Below are 22978 nucleotides of genomic sequence, written 5' to 3' on the forward strand. Positions count from 1 at the left end.
ACATTTTCCATTCAAAAAAAGTTTTTGCCAGTACTAGTAGAGTTAAAGTGATAAAAGAAAACCACTTGAGCTTGCACATAATATAATACGAAGGTTCAAACCATTGATAAAAAACAAACAGCGCAACTGAGAATTGTGGCATTAGCATAGGTATTGCACAAATGAGCAAAAATAATCGCAACAACATCAATCAAAGACTTATGAGTCCACCAGGGCTATCCGGTTTCAAGCCGTCTTTCATTTTCTTTCAGATGAAAAATTTTACCGTAGTTAATAAGATAATTATTATGTGAACTCCAACAAACCCGTATATCTATAAAATTTTTTCAATCTAGTAAGGATCGCCTATTTCAAGAAAATTGCCCATGCGCCACCTCCCGTAATATACTCTATGCCATTTCAAGATTGCACACATTTTTTGTTTCTTGGCTATTTTATAAAACCTTAACAAAAGATACCCAGTAATAAAATTCATTCTGTCATGTGCAATCATAAAAAAAAGTACTGATTTCTGTGAACAGAAATCAGTACTTTACTTATTCGCCGCGTGGCGTTTTTGGTGGTTGGCATACGTCACATTTACGTTGGTTTTTCGTATTAAACTTCGTAAATGTTTTTTCAAAGTTATTGCCGCATACGCATTTAAACAGCAGCTTTTGAGAAAAACCGTGGTATTCCGTCGACAGTAATTTACTATCTGAGTTTTTTTCGACAAATGCTTTAATTTCTTTAAAGGTCCATCGTTTATTCATGTTGCTACACCTCCATATTTTATCGATAAGCGGAGGCTTTTGGCATCCGTTCAATTATGGGCAAAACAAGTGCCCTAAGTCTTTCATTATAGCATGGGCTGTTCTAAATTTATAAAAGTTCTTCCTTATTCTCACCTTTTCACATGAAATGTGACTAATTCATGCTGTCATTTCAGACTAAGAACTTTCTATGTAAAGCCTCGTCGCTATCCCCACCACATAACAGTTACAAAAAATGCCCAGACAGAAGCGCTCGGTGCTGTAATACATAGTAACATCAAATAGATTTCTCGATTTTCCGAAACGAATTCCTTTTTCCTGAATAATAAAAACACCAAAACTCCTGTTACCAGGTACAGTGCAATGCCAAGAACCGTCAATCCCGTCAAGTAATAGATAGGCGCAATCGACCAGACATAATCATTTAAAAAATAAGCGATCTCTTGCCCGAAAACACATATGATTGTAGCAAATATAAAACAGATAATTGACCAAACAGATAGCTCTTTCATCCATGGACCTCTCTTCTCTATTTTCCTTCACCAGTAGATTTTTCTTAAACAAGTTCATTTTACTTTGCTGCATGTATTTAGCTTAGCAGACAACTTTACGCCTCATTGCTTGGCCCTGTTAAAAATCACTTTTTTACTAATTTTTTTTATTTTATTAAAATTAGAATGTTAACTTTTAGTTTACTACTATTTTAAGTGCGATATATGGTTGAGTTACCAGATGTACAAAATTGCTCGGCTACCTTGTGGTTTATTTTATTTTCTTACGATTGGTTTCATAACTCCTATAGCCCCCCCAAAAAAAGCGGTTCGAGCATCCCATTTGATGCGTAATTCTTTTTCGTCTGCTCTTTGCCCAAGCCTTTGAGCTCTTGCACAACTTGAGTTAGATCTTTCGCTTCTATTTCTCGCACAGTGGAAGATTTTGTTGAACTAGTATCTAGACTAATGAAACAAAAGAAAGGAGGATGCTATTGTTTAGCCTCTTCCTTTCTTAAATAGGTTAATTTTTCATAGCAATATCTATAACTTGGAGTATTATCTCGTTTCTCCAAAAAATATTTGGATGCGTGGCAGTTAGGGAACTAGATTGAGGCAGCATTCCATTTTCTATCATATTGACTGAATATGCCGGGGGCCGGTCATCATTAAAGCCCAGCCATGAAAATATCTGCTGAAAACTCATAAAATCGGTGAAACCAGCTTCGCAATGTCCTGTTTCACTTTTTCTGTCCACGATTGCTCATCAAATGTCTTTTCTGTCAATTCAACAGATAGCTTCTTATCTCGTAAAAAAAGTTGCTCCATTTCCAATGCTGATTGCGAATCATAAACAAAAGCGTTCAATTCAAAATTTAAGGCGAAGCTGCGGATATCCATATTGGCTGAACCTACCGAATAAGCTTTCTGATCAATTACCAACGTCTTTGCGTGCAGAAACCCATTGGTATAGCTATAAACTTTAACGCCATCTTGAAGCAATTCGCGAACATATGACAATGTAGCCGAGTGGACAAATATGTGGTCTGCCTGATGGGGAATCATGATTTGAACATCAACACCACCAAGTGCTGCTGTCCTCAAAGCATCCATAATAGACTTATCTGGAATAAAATATGGAGTCTGCAGGTAAACAGAATCGCGGGCATGGTGAATCATTTTCAAGTAGCCATTCTTAATGTCTTCATGAATCTCCAATGGGCCACTCGCGACAATCTGCATGGCAATGCCTGTTGTATTGGCCATCTTTGGAAAAAAGTTTTCGGCATACTTTAGCGGATATGTTTCGGTTGCTTGATTCCAGTCGATGAAGAAACGGTTTTGCAGAGAATGCACCGTCTCTCCTTCAAGCCGGAGATGTGTGTCACGCCAATAGCCGAATTCCTTTTTCTTTCCCAAGTATTCGTCACCGACATTAAAGCCCCCAATATAGCCAACCAAACCATCCACAACAACCAGTTTTCGGTGGTTTCGGTGATTTAGCCGTGGATTTATACTAGACAGCACAGCTGGAAGAAATGCCGCAGTCTTTCCACCGGCTGACTCCAACTCATCAAAAAACCTTTTCGGTAGATTTCTAGATCCCAAATCGTCATACAAAAACAATACTTTTACACCTTGCCGTGCTTTTTCTGCCAGCAGTGATATCAAATGACGCCCAAGATCATCATTATTTAGGATAAAATACTGTAGATGGATATGGTCTTTTGCGTGGCGTATATCTTCAAACAAAGCATCAAATTTTCTTTTACCATCGTTGAAAATCTTTATGTCAGTGGCTGTCGACAATGGGGCATCGGTCCTTGCCACATTCATTTGGATGAGATCTAGCCATTCTTCCGCATCCTTAAAAGACGGCTGGAATCTGCCATCTTTCATTTGGTTCAACTGCCGATCCATCATGTCCCGGAAATCCTCATTCTCGTAGGCAACCGGACGATTCAGTCGCTCTTGTCTTAATGATTTGCCAAAAAGCACGTATAAGATAAAGCCAAGGATCGGTACAAAAAAAAGAATTAATATCCACGCCCATGCTGAAGAAGCCGTTTTTCGTTCAAAAAATAAAATAAAAATAGCCAGTACCACGTTCAAAATGATAAAAAAATTGCTCAGAGCGCTTAACCATTCGAATGAAATCTCAATCCCTCCTCAGTCTTCGTCTGATTTCTATTTTTCGTATAGCTTTACTTTTTTTCATAATCATACCCCAATGACTTTAATTATTACCACCTAACCAAAGATAGAAAAGTCAAATGAATGGAAATCAAAAAGCCATCGCATGTTTTTACGCGATTGGCTCATTCATTCTTAGTCTTCTTCTCCTTCTTTCGGTTCTTCATCCGGAATAATCTCTTCTTCTCCCTCTTCTGGTGTTACATCTATATCTTCATCCACAGGTTGTTCGTCTTCTGAATCGCCACAGGCTGACAACATTCCGACGGACAGAAAAGCAGCTGCCCCCAGTTTTACCCATTTAGATTGTGTCATTTTGAGTTCTCCCTTCATTTTTACAGTATATTTTTCGGTTTAACACTCTTTTACCCTTTACCCCATCTGCATACATTAAACACATATATGCAATGGTGACCGTCCATATACGTCAATTTACAGCTTCCGACATATTATTCTTCTTCCCGGTCGATCTGGTAATTGCCTCCCTTTAACCTGTTTAAACAGCCAGTCAGATCCGCTCTGATATCAAATGCGAAAAGGTTGTTTTTATATGCTAATTCATCTTTCTATTTTGGAGATTCGACTGTTATTATCGATTCACATTTTTAGACGTTGTCATTTCCATCCAATATTTTACACAAGATAAAGTAAAACTGATATTATAGATTTATGTTGTTTAGGTATTTTTACAGAGAAAGAAAATCAGATATACTGGGGAGGTTGGAAAAATCGAAAATTATTAAAGGCAAGTACAGCGATGCAAAAGTGTTTACAAATAATATTGATGAGATGACTGTGTCTCAAATTGAGGGGTTTATGAATGAAGAATTGACGGCAAACGCACGGGTGCGTATCATGCCTGATTGTCACGCGGGTAAAGGAGCGGTCATCGGCACAACTATGAAAGTGAATGATCGCGTTGTCCCAAATTTAGTCGGAGTGGATATTGGCTGTGGCATGCTGTGTGTAGAAATTCAGAAGCAAGAAGTTGATTTTGTAAAACTTGATGCAGCGGTTGCTACATTAGTTCCTTCTGGTCAATCCATTCGAACGGTTGCACACGATTTCACGGAAAATATAGCACTGGACCGTGTATTAGCCAATTTTTCAAAAGATGTGGCAATCCATTCTCTTGGCACTCTCGGTGGAGGTAACCATTTTATCGAAATGAATAGAGCAGAAGATGGTCGGTTATTTTTAGTTATCCATAGCGGAAGTCGTCATTTGGGCGTCAAAGTAGCAAATTTCCATCAAAAGAAAGCCATTGAGAGCTTAAGCAATGACAAACAAGGACTTGATGAACTGATTGCTCAATTGAAGATGCAGGACCGACATAAAGAAATAAGCGACGCCATTAAATCCTATAAATCACTACAACCTATTATTCCAAATGAACTCGCTTACTTGGAAGGTTCGCTCATGCAGGATTACTTTAATGATTTGAAGATTGCTCAGGAATATGCAAAATGGAACCGTTCGGCCATGGTGCAAGTTCTCTTAGAAGCAATGGAATTTAACGAAGTCGGCCGGATCGATACGGTGCATAATTATATTGATTTAGAGCATATGATTTTGCGAAAAGGTGCGATATCAGCGAGAAAAGACGAAATGGTGTTAATTCCCATCAATATGCGCGACGGCTCCCTCCTTGCTAAAGGCAAAGGCAACAACGATTGGAATCAGTCGGGACCTCACGGAGCTGGCCGTATTCTTTCGAGAACGAAAGCAAAACAACTTCTTCAGTTGAACGATTTTACAGATACAATGAAGAACGTCTACACAACGAGCGTTAATCAAGACACGATTGACGAATCTCCATTCGCTTATAAAACCATGCAAGAAATTATTGACAATACGAAAGAAACCATTGAAATACAGTCTATTTTGAAACCTATCTATAATTTCAAAGCGGCCGAATTCCAAGGCTGGAGAAAAAAATAATGACAGAGTAGCTTGATTGTTGCTCTTTTTTTGTGCTGAATCCGCTAGTTAAACTGGAAATCCAGCCAGTGGAAACGGAACACGTTACGTTCGTATTAACCAAGTCGAAGTCCCAAACCAGCTGTTATTCATCGTCATACAAAGTCACTTATTGCTTTAGTTAAGCAACTTGCTATATAAATTGCTTGTGCTTGATTCTTACATGGGTACTGTAACAAAATTACTTTTCCATGCAGTTGTTTTGTTTGATCATTCTTTTAATCCGTTATTTGCTAGCTATTTCGCTTTTTCTTTTATAGACACAACCGAATTGCATTCCTCAAGATGATATCTTCTATCATCACAGTGAACCATTGCTTAAATCCTTTTTCTTGATTCATACAAAAAAGATGCTCTATTCTGCTGCAAGTACGACATAGACTGTCATCGATTTTGCTCCTGTATTTTCTATGCTAATAGTTTGATGCGCATTACAGTGTACGATGTCCCCTTGTTGAATAGCGGAATCGATGTCATCCAAGTAACATACGCCTTCTCCTTCGATTACAAATACATAAGCATTTCTGTGAGAATGTCCATGCTTCGGCAGCACTTGTCCTGGCAGAAAGTTAAATACGATGGTTTTGCTTTTTTCTTCATCGAAAACAATGTTTTTTGTCAGCTTTGTTTCGTCATACGTTTGAAGGTCCTTCAGTTTTTTTATCGTCATGATTCATTCTCCATTCTTCTTCAATTTTTAATCATATTTCTATTTTACTCTTTAACTCTTTAACTCTAGTCAACCATGTGGTCACTTCCAAAGAAGTTACGAAACATTTGCACTGTCGTATCGCGGTTCATGGATGAAATAGAAGTGGTTAAAGGGATGCCTTTCGGACAGGTTTCCACGCAGTTTTGTGCCATGCCGCATTCTTGGATCCCACCCGGTCCCATCAGTAAATTTAAACGGACATCTTTATTCATGGCGCCGGTTGGATGTGCATTCATCAAGCGGACTTGTGAAATTGGAGCTGCTCCAATATAATCGGATTTGTCATTAACGTTCGGACACGCTTCTAAGCAGACGCCACAAGTCATGCATTTCGATAACTCATATGCCCATTGGCGTTTGTGCTCTGGCATGCGCGGACCTTCGCCCAGGTCGTGAGTCCCATCAATTGGAATCCATGCCTTTAACCTTTTCAATGTATCGAACATGGAACTGCGGTCAATGATCAAGTCACGGACAACCGGAAATGTTTTCATCGGCTGAAGTCGAATGGGCTGTTCTAACTGATCGACTAATGCTGTACAAGATTGGCGTGCATAACCATTGATAACCATTGAACAAGCTCCACATACTTCCTCTAGGCAATTCATATCCCATGTAACAGGCGTAGTTTTTTTGCCCTCTATATTGACAGGATTACGCCGAATTTCCATCAAAGCAGAAATCACATTCATATTCATCACATAAGGTAATTCGAACTTTTCCCAATACGAATCTTCATCCGTAGAATTTCTTCTTTCGATTTCAAAAATAACCGTTTTCACTGTTTTCTCCATGATAAATCAGCCCCTTCTTTCATGTGTATACAAAATAATTCAACTTTACAATGGCATTTTGTTAACTCTATAATGCCTTTCTTTTGGGATTTCTAAATGCTTTAGCTGAAAAACATCGATTCTTTTAATCTCTACCTTATTTAATTTCAGTTGAAAGACATTTAAGACGCATTCGAAAGTGGGAATAACTCAATCTTACCATATTCATCAGAAAATTTAGAGAATATGTTATAATGAATTAAAGATGACTGTACATATGGTCACCACTTTTTTTATTTCTGCTTTAAACATACAATTTCTGCGCTTTAAAAAACTTGACGTCCATCAAGGAGAAATCAGGTGATTTAGAGAACAGTAAAGTTTCAAGCTACTTATTTTCATTAAATGCAATCAGCGCCGGCGCGTTAATGGGCTAGGTGAAGATAGGAGACGAGCGATTTTCTCAACTAATAGCATGAGCTAAGGAGGGACTGGACGATTCTGAGTCCTCCTTTGCGACAAGTTTACACAGGAGCAATCATCTTTGCTCAAACCAAAGCGGCCAGATCGGTGTATACGAGAAGGATTCTTTAGTTCAACTTAAATAATTGCAATAGGATTCAATAAGATCGCTTATTATAGATAAATAAAAACGACAATTTGAGGAGGAAGTAAAATGAAAGACCCACGCCAAACAGCTGTTGATCGCTTTAATGCAATAGATCGGATGATTAATGAAGGATTGGGCAGCGGTTCGATCAACCCTAGCTACACGGAAGTGCATTTAAAGTTAAAAGAAAAACAAGAAGCGCAGTTACGTTCTGCTTTGCAGCTTAAGCCCTCGGAAAAAATAGATGACAATGACTGAGTACGTTAAAATCAACTTCCTATTAAATGATTTAGCTCCATAGTCCAAAAACTGCAAAAAAAGAGGATCAATCCATAATAGATTGATCCTCTTTTTTGCAGTTGTACTTTAATATAGTGCAAATTCTCAACTCATTTATTCTTTTGCCTATTTCTTTTTGATTCGATTGTCAATATAAGCTAGACAATTCCAATTCGTCTACGTCCCTCAAAAATACTTTCAAGGGAGTCCGGTAACCCCCCGATTTCCTAGGGATGTGATTCCGCTTATCGGCCACCATTGACACGAAAGCTTGATCGACTTGGTTAAAATCCATGTCTTTCGGCAGGCCGTCCTTTCGAAGCAGGCCGTTGGAATGTTCATTCAGCGCACGTTGCGAAGGTGCCGGATCTGCAAAGTAAATAGCGATGTCGTGCTGATTGCACACCGACTTCCATTTGGAGAATTTCTTGCCGCAATCAACTGTGATTGATTTGACCAAATTTCTTGGAACCCCTTGAAACCCATGGTTCAGTGCGGCTTCAATATCACACGCTTTCCGTCTTTTTGGCTTTAAGGCGATGATGACTTTGGACTGTCTTTCGACCAGCGTGATCACGGCACTTTTATGGCGGATGCCTACAATGGTATCTCCTTCAATGTGCCCGAACTCTTTTTGGAAAGAAGGATCATCGGATTCCCTTTCAGAGATGTACCGTTTGAACGCCTATTTTCTATGGCGTTCCTGGTGACCATTTGGTTTTCGTTTCCCTTTCATGGGAAGGATCGCTACATCGAATACCCATTCTTTGAACCGGCGGTAAAGCGTACGCATGGAACATCCGATGACCCGCTCTTTCCGTCCAACAATGACATCCGGCGTCCAGCCTTGCATGACTTTTTTCTGGTTGTCGTCCTGTTCTTCCTTTGGTAAGACGATTTTCTGCCGTCCGCATCGCTTTTTGTTTTGCTTATCCTGTTTGGAGTAGTCGATGGCTGTATGGCACCGTTTCAGAAAGTTGATGACGTTATAAATTGGCTGTCTGGAACGGTTCAGGTGTTCGGCGATTTTCGTCACGGGAGTCTTTGAGTGGCGCAAGCTTCTATCATCACCAGTTCATCCTTAGTAAGGTGTGAGTAGGTCATTCGTGGTCACTCCTCTGTTCTCTTTAGTCGGAAATACAGGTTGAGTGTACCACGAATGGCTTTTTTTAATTGTCTAGCTTAATTTTACAATCGGCGAAATGTAATCTAATTGGCCTCTTTCTGCGTTCTATAAGCAAGAACAAAAAATGAGGAGGAGAAAAAAATGATCAACAAGAAATTTGGATTTATTCTTGCTACAGCCGTTTTGTCGTTAGCAGCTTGTGGAGAAGAACAGTCTACAGCCGAGGATAATACTGAAGTAGCAGTAGAACAAGAAAGCGCTTCCGAAAAAGACAGCACTTCTGATGAAGAAACAACTTCTGAAGAGGAAGACACTTCTGATGAAGAAACAACTGCGGAAACTGCAGAAGAGGAACCTATGGAAGAAAGTGCACCTGAAGCGATGAGCGGTACTGCTTCTGATTTACTATCAAATGGTGAAATGACGAGTTTTGTGTTTAATGAAGCAGGCGAGTTCTCTATCTTTTGCGAGCCGCATCCTGTCATGCAAATGACGGTTGTAGTAGAAGAAGGTGCCGAATTAATGGGTGAAGTGGAAGTGGACATTGCCGACTATGAATTTGGCGAGGAAACCATAACGGTGGCCCCGGGTACAACCATTGTGTGGACTAACCAAGATCAGGTTCAGCATAACGTGGCCATTAAATAAGGAATCACCCTTGAGTGTGACGATTTACAATAAACTAGCACAGGCACTTGCTCTTCCTTGCCTGTGCTAGTTTTCTGAGTTTATGATTCTTCGAAATATGCTGTGTCTTATCGGATATTTAAAATAACTCCAATAAAGCACATAATCTAATAACTTCGCAAAATTTGTAAAGAGATAGGAGGTTTTCTGATGAAATACAAACACTTCAAAAGCACTATCGAGCATAAATACAAAACATCATTGAAAGAATTACTATACACCGTTTGTGTAGTAGAAAAATTGAATGCTTTAAAAGGTTCTAAACAGCTTGGGATAGCCAAAGAAGTATTTGTCTACTGGCGGCATTACTATCGCTTTGAAGAAAGACAACGATTGTTTGACCAAACTGTAAAAGAGATAAAGGACAAGCCGGTTTTTTATGCTGAAGAAGTTAAAAATGTTATCGAATGCCACAACTCCAATAACTAAAAACCGAATTTTTTGCTATACAGAAGATTACAAGAGAATACAAAAGCAAGGGTATTAAAAAAGATAACTCCGATTTAATACCGAAGTCATCTAATCGCCGTGTAGTTTTAAAGTAATTCCAAGAAATTTGCTGAATCGGAAAGACGGATCCACACGATTGCGAATCTTTAAGAAATCCCCATCTTCTTAAGTATTACGGAGAATGATCTCCAATAAATTCTTCCCTTACTAAAAGAACGTCAATTCAAGAAAAATCACATGCTGATGTTCGAAAATGATGAAAGTGAAGATGCTTGCGTCATCCGCTCTGGAAAACCGAAAATTTTCCGCTTACATGAAGATAATTAAATCGTTCTCAGCTTTTCACTACCCAGAGAAATCTTAGGAGAAGTTGAAGTCTTATCTCTTTTACAAAAAGTAAAAAAAGTCATATGGTATAAACTTATCTTCTTACTTGTTACCATATAAATTAAGAAAAACACCTTTGAAAAAGACGTTGAAACTTTTAGCAATCAAAGCAGTAGATAACTGGCTTTTAATTTACTTATAATTTAAAGCAAGGATTTTGCCAACCGCCTGCTCTGCTGACAGAAGTGCTCCTTCTAGATGGCCACTGGATTGTGAATTTGTCTCTGTCCCAGCAAAAAATATTTTTTCTTCCCATTCTCCTGCTGCTGGCGGTTGACCATAGCTGCTGTAATTTTTGAAGGGGCTGGAGTCTTCTTCAACGGCCGTTTCCATATCGCTAGACCAGTCTTTATAGAGGATTGCTTGTGGGGTTTCAGCTCTACTTCCAAAAAGCTTGACTAACTGTTCAGAAACCAGCTTTATGACTTTTTCTTGACCCATCTGTTGACGTACTTCTGAAGAAATTCCGAAGAAACCGAATAATGCACCAGCCCCATTTATAGGCGAAGCATCATAAATTTCTTGTAAAGGACCAACAGAACTTAAGACCAGTCCAGAGAGTCCGGTTTCCCTCCAAAATGGGCGGTCATAGACAGCAACAGCCTTGGCCTGTGCCCCCATCCAAGTAGGCTTTTCTTCTATGTCAGCCATAAGATTTTTAGGAAGAGTCGGAGAAAATTTGATCTGACGTGCCACTAGACGAGGTGGTAAAGCCAAAATAACCGCAGCTGCGAGAATATTTTCTATAGTTCCATCAGTCTTCTCTACTTTGATCTTGATCTCTCCAGTCTCGACCAAGCAGATCTCTTTAACCCGAGTTTCCAGTTCAATGATTTCTGGAGGGAGTGTCTCTACTAATGCGTCAATCATCGACTGCATTCCTCCCGTTAAACGTACGCCTCTTGCATCAACATGTTCTTGCATTTTACAGCGCTCTGGAGGTTTAGTTTGAAACCGCTCTATAAGCATTTCGCCTTCATTGTGTTGAACAAAAGTTTCCAAATTCAATTCTTCTACAAGAGCTGCCATATTGCGCTCATATTGTGGCCAAAACCACGTCGGCCCGAGGTCAAACCTTCCTAGGTCTGATTGGTTTGGGACAGAAGCACTTAAAACCCTGCCGCCAATTCTTTCTCTAGCTTCAAGTACCCTACAGTTTATTCCTTGTTTAGTGAGCAGTGATGCAGCACTTAGACCACTTAAACCCGCCCCTACAATAATAATTGGATTGTTCACATGTATTCCTCCTACTGCCTATTTCGGATTATGAAAATTCTTCTTAAAAGCTATCTTCATCATTATAATACTAAAATTTTCAATTGCACTTTCCATAGACTATTCAGTTTGAAAATGATCATCATACTTCAATCGAATATACAAGAACGCTTACAAAAAAAAGAAAAAAGCTCACGCTAGAGCTTTTTCTCTTTTTTGTATAAGCAGCCATATGTAAATCACAGAAACTTAATTACTTTTTTTTCCGGGCCAGTATGGATCACTTAGCACATCAGCGAACGCTAATTGTTCAATTAATTTCTTCCGCAAGAGCATTTAGCTAAAACCTAAGAAGATCGATTAACTGAAAGTCATTAAAGGTAATCCGATTTCCGCATCCTATGCACGTAAAGCTCATTTCAAAGTCAATGGTTTCCGAAAATGCATTTTCGGAAATCTCCTCTTCTAGGATGTCCCTTCTTTCTTTATTCGAAGTCGCCTTGCCTAGTTTGCTGACGAATTCTTCTTGGAAATTTTCAATCACTTCATTTTTCCAACTCAATCCTATTCGAAAACTTTGTGAGATTGAATGAATTCCTACTTCCCCATTTTTCTTTGAAGATTTAAACGCTCCAATGGTTTTGCAATCTTTACATATAACATGAATTTCCATTTTCACTCCTCCAAATTCATAGTGTACGGAGCCTCTTTCAACTCTTTGTTTTTCAATAAATAATTTGGGTTTAAGCTTTTAAGAGCTTGGCATTAATCGCCACTATGATTGTGCTCAAACTCATGAAGACAGCTCCAATTGCCGGGCTGACAATAACTCCCCATGGTGCCAGCACTCCAGCTGCCAGTGGAATAGCGAAGATATTATAGCCTGTCGCCCACCATAGGTTCTGAACCATTTTCCTGTAAGTCTTTTTCGATAAATCAATCAATGTTACCACATCGTTCGGATTGCTTTTTACTAGTACCACATCGGCTGTTTCCATCGCTACGTCTGTTCCAGCTCCAATGGCGATTCCAAGATCAGCAGTTGCAAGTGCCGGCGCATCATTCACTCCATCACCTGTCATTGCGACTCGCCAGCCTTTTTCTTTTATTTTCTTGATTTGCTTAGCTTTATCCTCTGGCAATACTTCCGCATAAACTTCATCAATTCCTACTTGTGCAGCTACCCAATTCGCCACTTTTTTGTTGTCACCTGTCAGCATAATTGAGTGAATTCCTCTTGCTTTTAATGCAGCCACAGCTTCTTTCGCAGTATCCCGGACAATATCCGCAAGGGCAATCATTCCAGCAAGTCGATCTTCCACTAGTACAAAGACTACGGTTTTCCCTTCTTCTGATAGCTTATTAAACTGAAGGTGATTGTAGGTCAATTGATTGCTGTTTACATAACCTGGACTTACCACATTGACTTTCTGTCCTTCTATTTGTCCTTGGATTCCTTTTCCAGTAATCGATTCAAAGTCATTCACTTTCCCAATCGTAATCCCTTTTTCTTTAGCAGATTTCACAATACCAGTGGCAATTGGATGTTCTGAATTTTGTTCAATGATCGCTGCTAGCTGCAAAACTTCTTTATCTGAATAGCTGCTTTCGGAGATAATATCGGTGACACCGAATTCACCTTTTGTCAGTGTTCCTGTTTTATCAAACACCACGGCATTCAAATTGCGTGCTCCCTCGAAATCTGCACGATTCCGAATCAACAGTCCTTGTTTTGCAGAAATAGATGTTGAGACGGCGACGACCAATGGGGCTGCAAGTCCCAAAGCATGCGGACATGTAATAACCATGACCGTGACCATACGTTCGATGGCCACATCAAATGAGTAGCCCAGCGAAAGCCAAGCGAACAACGTAATGAATCCTGCTATTAAAGCTAGGTAAAACAACCATTTTGCTGCTCGATTCGTCAAGTCCTGCGTACGGGACTTGGATTCCTGAGCTTCTTTAACCATTGTGATAACTTGAGATAAATATGATTCTTCTCCTGTTTTCTCTACTACAATTGTTAGTGATCCTTCCTTATTCACCGATCCACCGATTACGGAATCGCCTTCTTGTTTATCGATGGGAATGGACTCTCCTGTCAGCATTGATTCGTCGATTGTCGATTTCCCTTCTATAATCTGTCCATCTACAGGAATTTTTTCACCTGGTTTGACCAATACGCGATCCCTATTCCGAATCTTTGATAAAGATACATCGTAAACTTGATTGCGCTCATCCAATTTATGCACTTCACTTGGCATCAGCTTCACTAGCTGTTCCAGCGCATTTGAAGCGCCCATAATAGAGCGCATTTCAATCCAGTGGCCAAGCAGCATAATGTCAACCAATGTCGCCAATTCCCAAAAGAGCTGATTGCCCTCCCACCCGAACACCACTAGCGTGCTATAGCCATAGGCAATTGTTATGGCCAAAGCGATCAATGTCATCATACCCGGATTTTTTCCCTTCAATTCACTGATGCCACCGGTTAGAAATGGCCAGCCTCCGTAAAAGAAAACAATCGTAGAAAAGGCAAATAAAATATACATATCATTGTTAAAGCGCAAGTCGAATCCAAGAAAATGCTGGATCATAGGAGATAGCACTAGAATAGGAAGCGTGAGAATCAAGGAAATAAAAAACCGCTTCTTAAAATCTGCCACCATATCTCTGTGGCCCTGGTGTTCATGGTTCGAATGTGTTTTTTCTTGGTGATTTTCTGTCTCCTCTTGAAGTTGCTCAGAATGGTGATTGTTCTGACTAGTGTCGTGAGCGTTTTTTTGACGATCTGCTTCTTTTTTTGACAACGGAACTCACCTCTCGACAATTTTTTTAGCTTCATTTCCCTATCTTAGAACTATAATATCGAGAAACTGGCGAGAAATCCGTTACATTTACAAAGTTTATTCAAAATTCCGAAATTTCTATTCGAGTAAAGTTGTATTGGAAAGTACAATATTACCCGATCGATTATTTAAAAAGAGGATTAATAAGGCGATGATAGAGTTGAATCCCCGTTCTAAGAGCTCGAGACTGAGTGGATGGACATGTTTTCGATAATCTTCAACAGCTTTATCTTATATTATGCGATTCCCTGATCTGATATAAAACAGCGCCTTGACATCTCTCTTGTATGCTTCTGCTCATTTCCCTATCGCATGACTGTCTTCCAAAGATTCGAAAAAAGTCAAAGAAGACCTTTCTTCAGCTTTATACAAACTGATGAAGGGTCTTCTTTATTTCATAAAGAAATATATCTTTGCTTAAAGTCAATTCTGTCTTCATAAATGAAAAGGCGAGTTAAGTGATGACTCCATAATTGATAAGACCATAACTTTCACCTAGATCTCATGCCTCCTTTTTTCTTCGGTGCATCAAGATCGGATGATTGCTATATCATTCAAATAAATAAATTATCTAGTTAGTCAATCCTTCCAAAATGGTGTTAATATTCCATTCCATCATTTTGATATACGTATCCCCGTCTTCTCCTGGCTTCCCAATCGAATCCGTAAATACTTTTCCTTTAATCTCCATGCCCGTTTCTCTTGATACTGTCTTCATGCTGCGGGGATCAATGCTTGTTTCTAAAAATAAGCCCTGAATTTGTTGTTTTTTAATGGCATCTACAACCTGTGTAATTTGTGACGGTGTTCCTTGGTTTTCTTGATAGATTTCCTAAATGTATTCCGCTTGGAAATCATAAGCTTTGCTGAAATATTTAAAAGCGCCTTCACTCGTTACAAAAATGCGTTTTTCTTTTGGAATTTTGCTGTATTGATCGATGGCTTCTTGGTGAAGCATTTCTAATTGACTGATGTATTCTTTTGCATTTTTTTCGAATTCTTCTGCATGTTCTGGGTCGACTCTAATCAATGCATCTCTTGCGTTTTCTGCATACTTAATGCCATTTCACACATCTAACCAAGCGTGAGGATCTTCTTCGCCTTCTTTTCCTTCAGTTGTCAAATACATGGGCACAACACCTTCGCTCATTTTGTAGATAGGTGCCGAGTCTCCATTTTTACCAGCGGTATCCATTAACTTTTCAAACCATGAATTTTTTGCCTCTAGGTTTAAGCCATTGTAAAACACCACATCAGCGTCTGTTGCTTTTTGAACATCAAGCGGCAATGGTTCGTATTCATGGGATTAGAACCAATTGGTGCCAAACTGTGTAAGTCGATTCTGTCTCCGCCAACATTTTTAACGATATCGTAAAGAATCGAGTAGGTTGTTACGACCTGCAACTTGTCTTCGTTTGTATCGCTATTTTCACTTGCGTTGCTCGAACAGCCTGCTAAAAAAAGCAGCATAGCGATGCTGATGTTGAAGATTATATTTCTTTTTCTCATGGCTAGTCTCCTTTATATCAAATTTTGTTGGCTAACTCTCTGTTTTTCATCGCACTTATTTTCCGCCATAAGATTCCTTGTTTTGGCGAAAAAAGAAAAGCTATTACAAACAACGCTGTCGCAGCAAGCACAATTGTCGCGCCTGACGCCAAATTATAAGTAAAGCTGAAATACAATCCAATTACAGCTGCACTTGCATCTATAGAAGCCGACAAGAAGATCATTGTTGATAGACGATCTGTCAACAGATAAGCTGTTGCCGCGGGTGTGAACAACATAGCAACTACGAGTATAATACCAACTGTCTGAAGTGAAGCTACTGTAACCATTGTGAGTAGCGTCATTAAAAAATAATGGATCAGTCTTGCTGGGAACCCGTAAACTTGTGCCATCGTTTCATCAAAAGATGTGACGAGAAGTTCTTTATAGAAAACGTAAACGGAAACCAATACAAGCAATCCGATAGCTAAAGTAATCCACATGTCTGAAGGCCGTACAGCCAACACGTTACCAAATAATATATGATACAAATCCGTACTACTTTCAAGCACTGTTATGAGAATAACACCTAAAGCAAATGCAGCAGTAAACACTATGCCGATAGACGTGTCTTGTTTAATGCGGCTATTTTGGCTTACAAAACCAATTCCAATTGCTGTTAACACGCCTGTAAATACTGCACCGAAGAAAAAATTGATTCCGAGTGCATAGGAAATTGCTACCCCCGGTAAAACCGCATGTGAAATTGCATCTCCCATAAGTGCCATTTCTCTTAAAATGATAAAACAATCGATGACTCCGCAAATAACTCCCACCATGATTGAAGTAAGCAATGCCTTTTGTAAAAAGTCATATTCGATAAGTCCTTCAATAAAAGCCATAATTAGTTCACCCCAACTTCAAATAGAAAAGATAATTCACTTTCATAGGCTTTCCGCATTATTTCTGGACGCAAGACTTGCGGAGGAACCCCAAATTGAATCACTTGTTTATTCAATAAAAGCAATTCATCAAAGTATTCGTTCGCTTTGCTTAAATCGTGGTGAACGACCACCACCGTTTTGCCTTGATCTCGCAAGTCTTTCAAGAGCTCGACAATCATTTCTTCACTAGATACATCAATCCCGACAAATGGCTCGTCCAAAAAGAAAAGATCTGCCTTTTGTGCAAGTGCTCTGGCAAGAAAAACACGCTGTTGCTGTCCACCGGATAGTTCCCCTATTTAGCGGTTAGAAAATTCTTCCATGCCCACTTTTTTCAAGCATTCATAAGCCCACTCTTTATCTTCTCTCTTTGGACGTTTGAATATCCCCAAATTCGGATAAGTCCCGATTAAGACAGCATCAAGAACATGAATCGGAAAATCCCAATCATATTGATTTCTTTGAGGCACATAAGCAATTCGTTTTCGATTTTCTTTTAACGTTTCACCAAATATTTCAATCATACCTTTATCGATTGAAATAAGATTTAATAATGCTTTTAATAAAGTAGATTTTCCACCGCCGTTCGGTCCAATAATTCCCAGGACCTTTCCTTGTTCGAGTGTTAAGTCAATTGCTTCAATAGCTGGTTTGCCGTGATAAGAGACTTTGACATTGTTCAGGCTAAGTGCAGGAATCATCTTTTTTCCCCCTCCACCATTTATTTTCATTTTAAAAATATCTTTCCCGAAGGAAAATTTTACTTAGTTTAGCTCTTTTATGAATAATTGTAAATAGAAAAGTTTTATCAGGCTCGTTTATATTTTAGGCATGAGAATAAAGAAAGTCTTTGCTAAATCGATAAAGGCAAAAAGAGGTTTACTTCTTTTAATGAACTTATCTATCCAATATTTGATTTTCACTTAATATGATTGGTTGGTTTCTAGTAGTTATCAGTGCTCTCTTATTCGTTATTTTCTTCTATATGATAAATGTCCAGAACATCGGTCTATACGACATATTAAAAATGATATGGACGCAAATGTTCTGTATTACCAAAATTGCACTAGTCTTTTCGATTAAGTTGAGTCAATCAATTCGCATCAGCTGACATGCCGTTTAGCTTATCCGCTACAGTAACAATCCAGGTGTCGACTGTTTTCCTAGTCATCGGATTTATTGGCGCTACGTTATTTGGCATTCAAATTAAAAAAGTCGAACCGCTGCAAGCGATTCAACAAGGAGAGGTTTAATATGACCATTTTCACAGCTCAAGAAGTCAGAAAAACATTTACCAATGGTGAAGTGGCAGAAGAGATTTTAAAAGGCATCGCGCTTGCTCTTCACACAGGTGAAATTACTGCATTTGTCGGAACTTCAGGTTCTGGCAAAAGCACATTGCTGACTATTGCGGCAGGACTGCAATCGGCGACAGACGGTCAAATCATCTTCGGCGTCAAAAACTTGACCGATATGAATCCAGAGCAAATTCGACAAATTCGTGCAAGTGAATTCGGCTTTACTTTTCAATCAGCCCACTTGGTTCCTTTTCTGACAGCACAAGAACAATTGCTGCTAATGCTTGAAATATCCGGAACCAAACTGACAAAACACCAGCAAAAAAAGAAGTTAGCGAACTACTAGAGCAAATTGGTGTGACTCACCGAAAAGATGCTTATCCGGCATCCATGTTCGGCGGAGAAAAACAGCGTGTAGCCATAATCCACAAACCCAACATGCTATTTGCTGACGAGCCGACAGTAAGTTTAAATTCTAAGCGCTCTAAAGAAATCATGTCACCGATCCAAAATTTAACTACAGCTCTAGGTATTACTACGTTGCTAGTAACTCATGACGAAGAAATGCTGTCGTATGCGTCCCACATCATTACGATGAAAGATGGCTTGGTTGAATAACTGGTATTTTTCTGTTAGTGAACTCGACTAGCTTTAATGCACCATAGTTATCTGTAGTTATTACTTCAAGAGCTAATTCGAAGCAATTCCAAGACGTATTTGAAGTATGAATCAAAATAAGCCGGCAATTTCGTGTGAAAGATTGCTGGCTTATTTTGTTGAATTAAACAGCAATATTTCCACATTATCACCATGGAAAATATCCATTCATTTACACCAAAATCTTAACGATAAAAAAGAAGAAGCTCATTCTAAAGCCTCTTCTCTTTCGATAACCGATAATATGCAAACTCAATTTCACGGAGAAACCACTCAAAATTGAACTTTCCAGTTTAAAAATATTTCTTTCTTTAATTGCCTCATTTGGTGATTCGACTCAACTCCTCTTTAAGTCCAATAAATAGAACCCTAAACTCTTTGCTGGGTCAATGCCTTTGTAGATACAATAAGAAATTTTCTTCTTAAGAAACTTCTTTACGTTGTTTTCCATTTTCTTTTATTAAGTTTAAGATCTGTAACCCATCACTTGGAAGGCCACCTAAAAATGAAGGGTAGTTAAAGGGAATTAAGGAAGTTACGAATAGAAATAAATTAGCGCCGGCAGTATTGATAATGATATTGCCTATCGTGCCAGAAAAGAAATGAGAGGTGAAATATAGTGTTATAAAACCCAATGATGAAGCAATCGGTCCACCCACGAGGAAAATAAGTCTTTGCTTATAAGTAGTTGACGGTAATTTTTCCGGGTTCGCAAGACGGCAGAACCCGGAAAGGGCGATGGTTAGATAGCTGGTGATTCTTCCGAGATTTAGCTCCAGCTTTTTCTCTTTACTTGATGAACCCATATAGACTTCGGCCTTCGCTTTCTTATTTCTTAAAATTGCTGCAATAGCATGGCCCATTTCATGTATAAAAAGTGCCATGTTGATAATAAGCAGAATTATAACCACTTCAAATAACATCCCCAAAACGTTCCCCCTTTTTCCTATGAGTAATATTATTTGTTACAACGATCCTATATTTCCTAAAGAGTCTGAGTTCAAGAATGGGCTTCACAGATCAACCCGACTTTTTTATTTTCTGCTTTTTAAAATTCGACCAGTCAATGAAAAAATTTCCTGGATTTATCCAGGTTGCATATTCACCTTCTTTTCTTCTCTGGGTAATGTGTATGTTTAAACAATTAATTAGCTGATAGAATATTTTGAAATCACATACTTGTAGTTTACCATTTATTATAACAAAATCTATTATTTCCTTTTTACTCAAATGACACTAAATTCGAACACTTAAATTAAATGTTCGGAAAAGCACATTTGTATGAACGCACCAAATCCATCAAAAAGCAGAACAAAAAAAGGTTCGTAAAGGAATCAAAACACTTTACGAACGTTCACTTGATGACCTATACATTTACGAATATCATATGGTTATTTTAATTCTTTCGCTCTTTCATTTCCGCTACGGCAGTGTTGAATTTGTCAAAATCAAACTCAACACTGCCTGGCTTGTAGAAAAAGAGAATTGACTCTTTTTCGCCCTGAGCTAACAAAAAGGTGACGACAGCTTTCGGGCTGCTCATATCGATTCCTGCCTGATTAGCGTCGGACAGCTTGATTACTATATTTTCTGGTGTATTGCTCATTTCAAGCCTCCCTTTCTTGCTTGCGGTAAATTACGGATGTCCAAAATGGTCGGCAGTTCTTTGAAATCCGGCCTTTGGGTCATTTCCATCAGCCATTTCGCCGTTTCTTCTGGACTGCTGAGCAGCCCACTTTCTTTGTAATCCAAGAACTTTTCGATCAATGGGAAATCTGCTGCATCGCTTTGGCGAATTTTTTTCTGCATACCGGTATCGATGATTCCTGGTGCTACAGAAACTACTTTGACACCTTCATATTCCACATCCAGACAAGAGCTGAAATGGTCAAGTCCCGCTTTTCCAGTACAATAAGCACTCCAGCCTTCATAGACTTTGCGACCCGCTCCAGATGAAATATTGACAATTTTTTTCTCAGCCGAACTATATTCCAGCTGTCTAATAAATGCACTGCACAGCAACATCGGCGCCGTCAAGTTGAGGACGATGCTTTGGCTGACCTGTGCTGCATCATTTTTATGAGCGAGTCCGATTGGCTCGATGGTCCCGGCGTTATTCACTAAGACCATCGTTTCCGTTTCTTTTGGTATCAGCTTTAACGCCTGTGCGATGATTTCTTCAACCGCCTCAAGACATGTCAGATCGAATGACAGGAAATGTGCGCCTGGCCAGTTTTTCGCTTCGGTGCGGGCAATTCCAATAACCAGATGTCCCGCTTCACTAAGCTGCCGGCTCCATTCAAAACCAATTCCCTTAGATGCACCGGTAATGATATATGCTTCTTTTGCCATTATTCCTGACTGCCCCGTTGATACATGATTTCTCCTGCTACTACTGTCATGACAGGCTGAGCTTCCAAAATTTGTTCTTCATTTCCTGAAAATAAATCCCGGTCAAAAATAGTAAAATCGGCGTCAAAGCCTTGACGGATAACACCGCGTTCAGCTTCCTTGCCAATGGCTGCTGCACTGCCGCTAGTGTATAGCTGAATGGCCTCGAAGCGGGATAATTTTTCTTCAGGCTGGTAGCCTTCATGCGTTTCATATGGCTTTCTGCGTGTCACGGCAGCATAAATACCTAGGCGCGGATCAGCCTCTTCGATCGGTGCATCTGATCCTCCAGCACAAATCAGTCCGTGGTTTAATAGCTTTTTCCAGGTATATGCCCATTCCAGACGGCTTTCTCCGAGACGTTCCACGACCCAAGGGAAATCGGATGTCACAAAACTTGGCTGAAGATCCAAAGCTACATCAATCTTTTGCATCCGCTCTACTAAATCTTCACGGACCACCATCGCATGAATTAGACGGTCACGTTTGTTCGAGGGCACCGGATGCGCTTCGATGGCGTCTAACGCCATTTCCAGACCAAGGTCACCAATAACATGAATCGCTACTGCCTCTCCATGTTTCCGCGCAATAGAGACCAGACGTTTAAATTCTTCGTCTGACTGGATAGCGACACCGATTGTTGATGGATCATCGTTATATGGCTTGCTCAGCAACGCAGTACGCCCACCAATCGAACCATCCGCAAAAATTTTCATTGGGCCTGGATCGACAAATGGTTCTGCGTAAGAAGCCTTTTCCACCATTTCTTCAAATGCACTATGAGCTCTGAGCAAGTGCGAGCGGAATTTCAGCTGTTCGCCAATGACGTTTTTGAATGCTTGCAACGGCCGTGAATAATGACCATAATAGCCCATGTCTTCCGTATGGGCGCCGGTTAAACCGAGTGACAGCAAATGATCCACTGATTTTTGTAGGGCGCGCGTCAAGTATTCGACACTGACCTCGGGAACCTGATTGGCCACCAGATCCTGTGCTGCATCCAACAAGTAACCAGTCGGCTCTCCATCTGCATCGCGCACAATCACACCGCCTTCAGGATCCGGACTATCTTTTGTAATGCCAGCAAGCGCTAATGCACTCGAGTTAGCCAGGATTGCATGTCGGCAAACCCGTTTCAGCAGCATCGGCGATAAACTGATTTCATCAAGTTCATGTCGATGAAATATTTTACGGTCGGCAAAGTTGTTTTCATTCCATCCTTCACCAATAAACCATTCACCTTTATTCAGTTCTTTCGTAGACTCGACCAATTGCTCTCGCATTTCCTCTGAGCTTTCGATTTTCGACAAATCAACGCGCATTAATTTCTCGCCGTGGCCAATCATGTGCATATGGCTATCAACTAATCCAGGATACATACTCGCTCCTTGCAGATTGATTTCCTTATCAGCGAATTGTTTCAATTCTTCATATGTCCCGATTTTGTCTATGTAATCGTCTGACACCAAAACTGCTTCCATAGTAGCGCCTTCAGCTTCCATTGTATAGATTGTTCCCCCATACCATAATACTTTCATCGAACCACTCCTTTTCTCTCTTCTCATCATATGTTTAATTGCTACTTCATTCAATACGTTTAGATTGAAATTTTCATTGATTCACACACAAAGCAAAAGCACTTGCATATATGTTATACTGTTTTTACTTATAGAAAGCAGAGGTGAACCCTCCG

The 22978-nt window shown here is 39.6% G+C and carries 19 protein-coding genes and 5 pseudogenes; 7 read left to right on the top strand and 17 right to left on the bottom strand.

Going from position 1 to position 22978, the window contains the following annotated elements; genetic code table 11:
- Window positions 1-536: 536 nt before the first annotated feature.
- The 4 genes from BBH88_RS10880 to BBH88_RS10895 all read right to left on the bottom strand — a co-directional run bounded on the left by BBH88_RS10880 (window position 537) and on the right by BBH88_RS10895 (window position 3751).
- Window positions 537-752: a hypothetical protein gene (locus tag BBH88_RS10880; protein WP_006829929.1), complete on the bottom strand. Its 216-nt coding sequence runs from the start codon at window positions 750-752 to the stop codon at window positions 537-539.
- 206 nt (window positions 753-958) lie between these two features.
- Entirely contained in the window at window positions 959-1264 is a 306-nt protein-coding gene (locus BBH88_RS10885; RefSeq protein ID WP_006829928.1) for a hypothetical protein, read from the bottom strand.
- A gap of 681 nt (window positions 1265-1945) precedes the next feature.
- Window positions 1946-3400, bottom strand: coding sequence for a cardiolipin synthase (cls, locus tag BBH88_RS10890; RefSeq protein WP_040852336.1), 1455 nt, complete (start codon window positions 3398-3400; stop codon window positions 1946-1948).
- Between the two features lie 171 nt (window positions 3401-3571).
- The gene (locus BBH88_RS10895) at window positions 3572-3751 is read right to left on the bottom strand and encodes a hypothetical protein (RefSeq protein WP_040852333.1); all 180 of its coding nucleotides are present in this window, start codon (window positions 3749-3751) and stop codon (window positions 3572-3574) included.
- Window positions 3752-4225: 474 nt separating this feature from the next.
- Here BBH88_RS10895 and BBH88_RS10900 point away from each other — a divergent pair, with 474 nt between their 5' ends.
- Window positions 4226-5377 carry an RtcB family protein gene (locus tag BBH88_RS10900; protein ID WP_065537376.1) on the top strand — a complete coding sequence of 384 codons (1152 nt, stop codon included), beginning with the start codon at window positions 4226-4228 and terminating at the stop codon, window positions 5375-5377.
- Window positions 5378-5771: 394 nt separating this feature from the next.
- On the opposite strand, the gene BBH88_RS10905 is transcribed toward BBH88_RS10900, so the two are convergent.
- Window positions 5772-6086, bottom strand: a complete 315-nt coding sequence (locus BBH88_RS10905; RefSeq protein WP_006829924.1) for a cupin domain-containing protein — start codon at window positions 6084-6086, stop codon at window positions 5772-5774.
- A 65-nt stretch (window positions 6087-6151) separates the two neighbouring features.
- A complete protein-coding gene (gene sdhB / locus BBH88_RS10910) occupies window positions 6152-6922 on the bottom strand; it encodes a succinate dehydrogenase iron-sulfur subunit (RefSeq protein WP_006829923.1) in 771 nt (256 codons plus the stop codon).
- A gap of 655 nt (window positions 6923-7577) precedes the next feature.
- Between sdhB and BBH88_RS10915 the strand changes: the two genes are divergently transcribed.
- Window positions 7578-7769, top strand: a complete 192-nt coding sequence (locus BBH88_RS10915; RefSeq protein WP_006829922.1) for a hypothetical protein — start codon at window positions 7578-7580, stop codon at window positions 7767-7769.
- A 169-nt stretch (window positions 7770-7938) separates the two neighbouring features.
- On the opposite strand, the pseudogene BBH88_RS10920 reads toward BBH88_RS10915, so the two are convergent.
- Window positions 7939-8894, bottom strand: a pseudogene (locus tag BBH88_RS10920) (IS30 family transposase).
- Window positions 8895-9057: 163 nt separating this feature from the next.
- Between BBH88_RS10920 and BBH88_RS10925 the strand changes: the two are divergent.
- Complete coding sequence (locus tag BBH88_RS10925; RefSeq protein WP_065536798.1) at window positions 9058-9564, top strand: plastocyanin/azurin family copper-binding protein; 507 nt, start codon at window positions 9058-9060, stop codon at window positions 9562-9564.
- 189 nt (window positions 9565-9753) lie between these two features.
- A complete protein-coding gene (locus BBH88_RS10930) occupies window positions 9754-10032 on the top strand; it encodes a hypothetical protein (RefSeq protein WP_006829920.1) in 279 nt (92 codons plus the stop codon).
- A 540-nt stretch (window positions 10033-10572) separates the two neighbouring features.
- Here BBH88_RS10930 and BBH88_RS10935 read toward each other — a convergent pair.
- The 6 genes and pseudogenes from BBH88_RS10935 to BBH88_RS10960 all read right to left on the bottom strand — a co-directional run bounded on the left by BBH88_RS10935 (window position 10573) and on the right by BBH88_RS10960 (window position 17640).
- On the bottom strand, window positions 10573-11676 hold the full coding sequence (locus tag BBH88_RS10935) for a flavin monoamine oxidase family protein (RefSeq protein WP_065536797.1): 1104 nt from the start codon (window positions 11674-11676) through the stop codon (window positions 10573-10575).
- A gap of 319 nt (window positions 11677-11995) precedes the next feature.
- A complete protein-coding gene (locus BBH88_RS10940; protein WP_006829918.1) occupies window positions 11996-12328 on the bottom strand; it encodes a hypothetical protein in 333 nt (110 codons plus the stop codon).
- Between the two features lie 70 nt (window positions 12329-12398).
- Window positions 12399-14468 carry a heavy metal translocating P-type ATPase gene (locus BBH88_RS10945; RefSeq protein WP_065536796.1) on the bottom strand — a complete coding sequence of 690 codons (2070 nt, stop codon included), beginning with the start codon at window positions 14466-14468 and terminating at the stop codon, window positions 12399-12401.
- Between the two features lie 610 nt (window positions 14469-15078).
- A pseudogene (locus BBH88_RS10950) lies at window positions 15079-15977 on the bottom strand (metal ABC transporter substrate-binding protein).
- 56 nt (window positions 15978-16033) lie between these two features.
- The gene (locus BBH88_RS10955) at window positions 16034-16897 is read right to left on the bottom strand and encodes a metal ABC transporter permease (RefSeq protein ID WP_065536795.1); all 864 of its coding nucleotides are present in this window, start codon (window positions 16895-16897) and stop codon (window positions 16034-16036) included.
- A gap of 2 nt (window positions 16898-16899) precedes the next feature.
- Window positions 16900-17640 (bottom strand): annotated as a pseudogene (locus BBH88_RS10960) (metal ABC transporter ATP-binding protein).
- Window positions 17641-17858: 218 nt separating this feature from the next.
- Between BBH88_RS10960 and BBH88_RS18920 the strand changes: the two are divergent.
- From BBH88_RS18920 to BBH88_RS10970, 3 genes and pseudogenes are all read left to right on the top strand, one after another.
- Window positions 17859-18192: pseudogene (locus BBH88_RS18920) on the top strand (ABC transporter permease); the annotation flags it as partial.
- A 1-nt stretch (window position 18193) separates the two neighbouring features.
- Window positions 18194-18855: pseudogene (locus BBH88_RS10965) on the top strand (ABC transporter ATP-binding protein).
- Window positions 18856-18961: 106 nt separating this feature from the next.
- A complete protein-coding gene (locus BBH88_RS10970) occupies window positions 18962-19177 on the top strand; it encodes a hypothetical protein (RefSeq protein WP_006829914.1) in 216 nt (71 codons plus the stop codon).
- 139 nt (window positions 19178-19316) lie between these two features.
- On the opposite strand, the gene BBH88_RS10975 is transcribed toward BBH88_RS10970, so the two are convergent.
- The 4 genes from BBH88_RS10975 to BBH88_RS10990 form a co-directional block, all read right to left on the bottom strand.
- Window positions 19317-19817 (bottom strand): site-2 protease family protein, encoded by a 501-nt coding sequence (locus BBH88_RS10975; protein ID WP_065537375.1) that lies wholly within the window; start codon window positions 19815-19817, stop codon window positions 19317-19319.
- A 473-nt stretch (window positions 19818-20290) separates the two neighbouring features.
- Window positions 20291-20500 (bottom strand): hypothetical protein, encoded by a 210-nt coding sequence (locus BBH88_RS10980; RefSeq protein WP_006829912.1) that lies wholly within the window; start codon window positions 20498-20500, stop codon window positions 20291-20293.
- Window positions 20497-21246, bottom strand: coding sequence for an SDR family NAD(P)-dependent oxidoreductase (locus BBH88_RS10985; protein ID WP_006829911.1), 750 nt, complete (start codon window positions 21244-21246; stop codon window positions 20497-20499). The genes BBH88_RS10980 and BBH88_RS10985 overlap by 4 nt, the downstream gene beginning before the upstream one ends.
- The gene (locus BBH88_RS10990) at window positions 21246-22823 is read right to left on the bottom strand and encodes an amidohydrolase (protein ID WP_006829910.1); all 1578 of its coding nucleotides are present in this window, start codon (window positions 22821-22823) and stop codon (window positions 21246-21248) included. The genes BBH88_RS10985 and BBH88_RS10990 overlap by 1 nt, the downstream gene beginning before the upstream one ends.
- Between the last annotated feature and the right edge of the window lie 155 nt (window positions 22824-22978).

The sequence above is a fragment of the Planococcus antarcticus DSM 14505 genome (assembly GCF_001687565.2).
GTDB lineage: Bacteria > Bacillota > Bacilli > Bacillales_A > Planococcaceae > Planococcus > Planococcus antarcticus.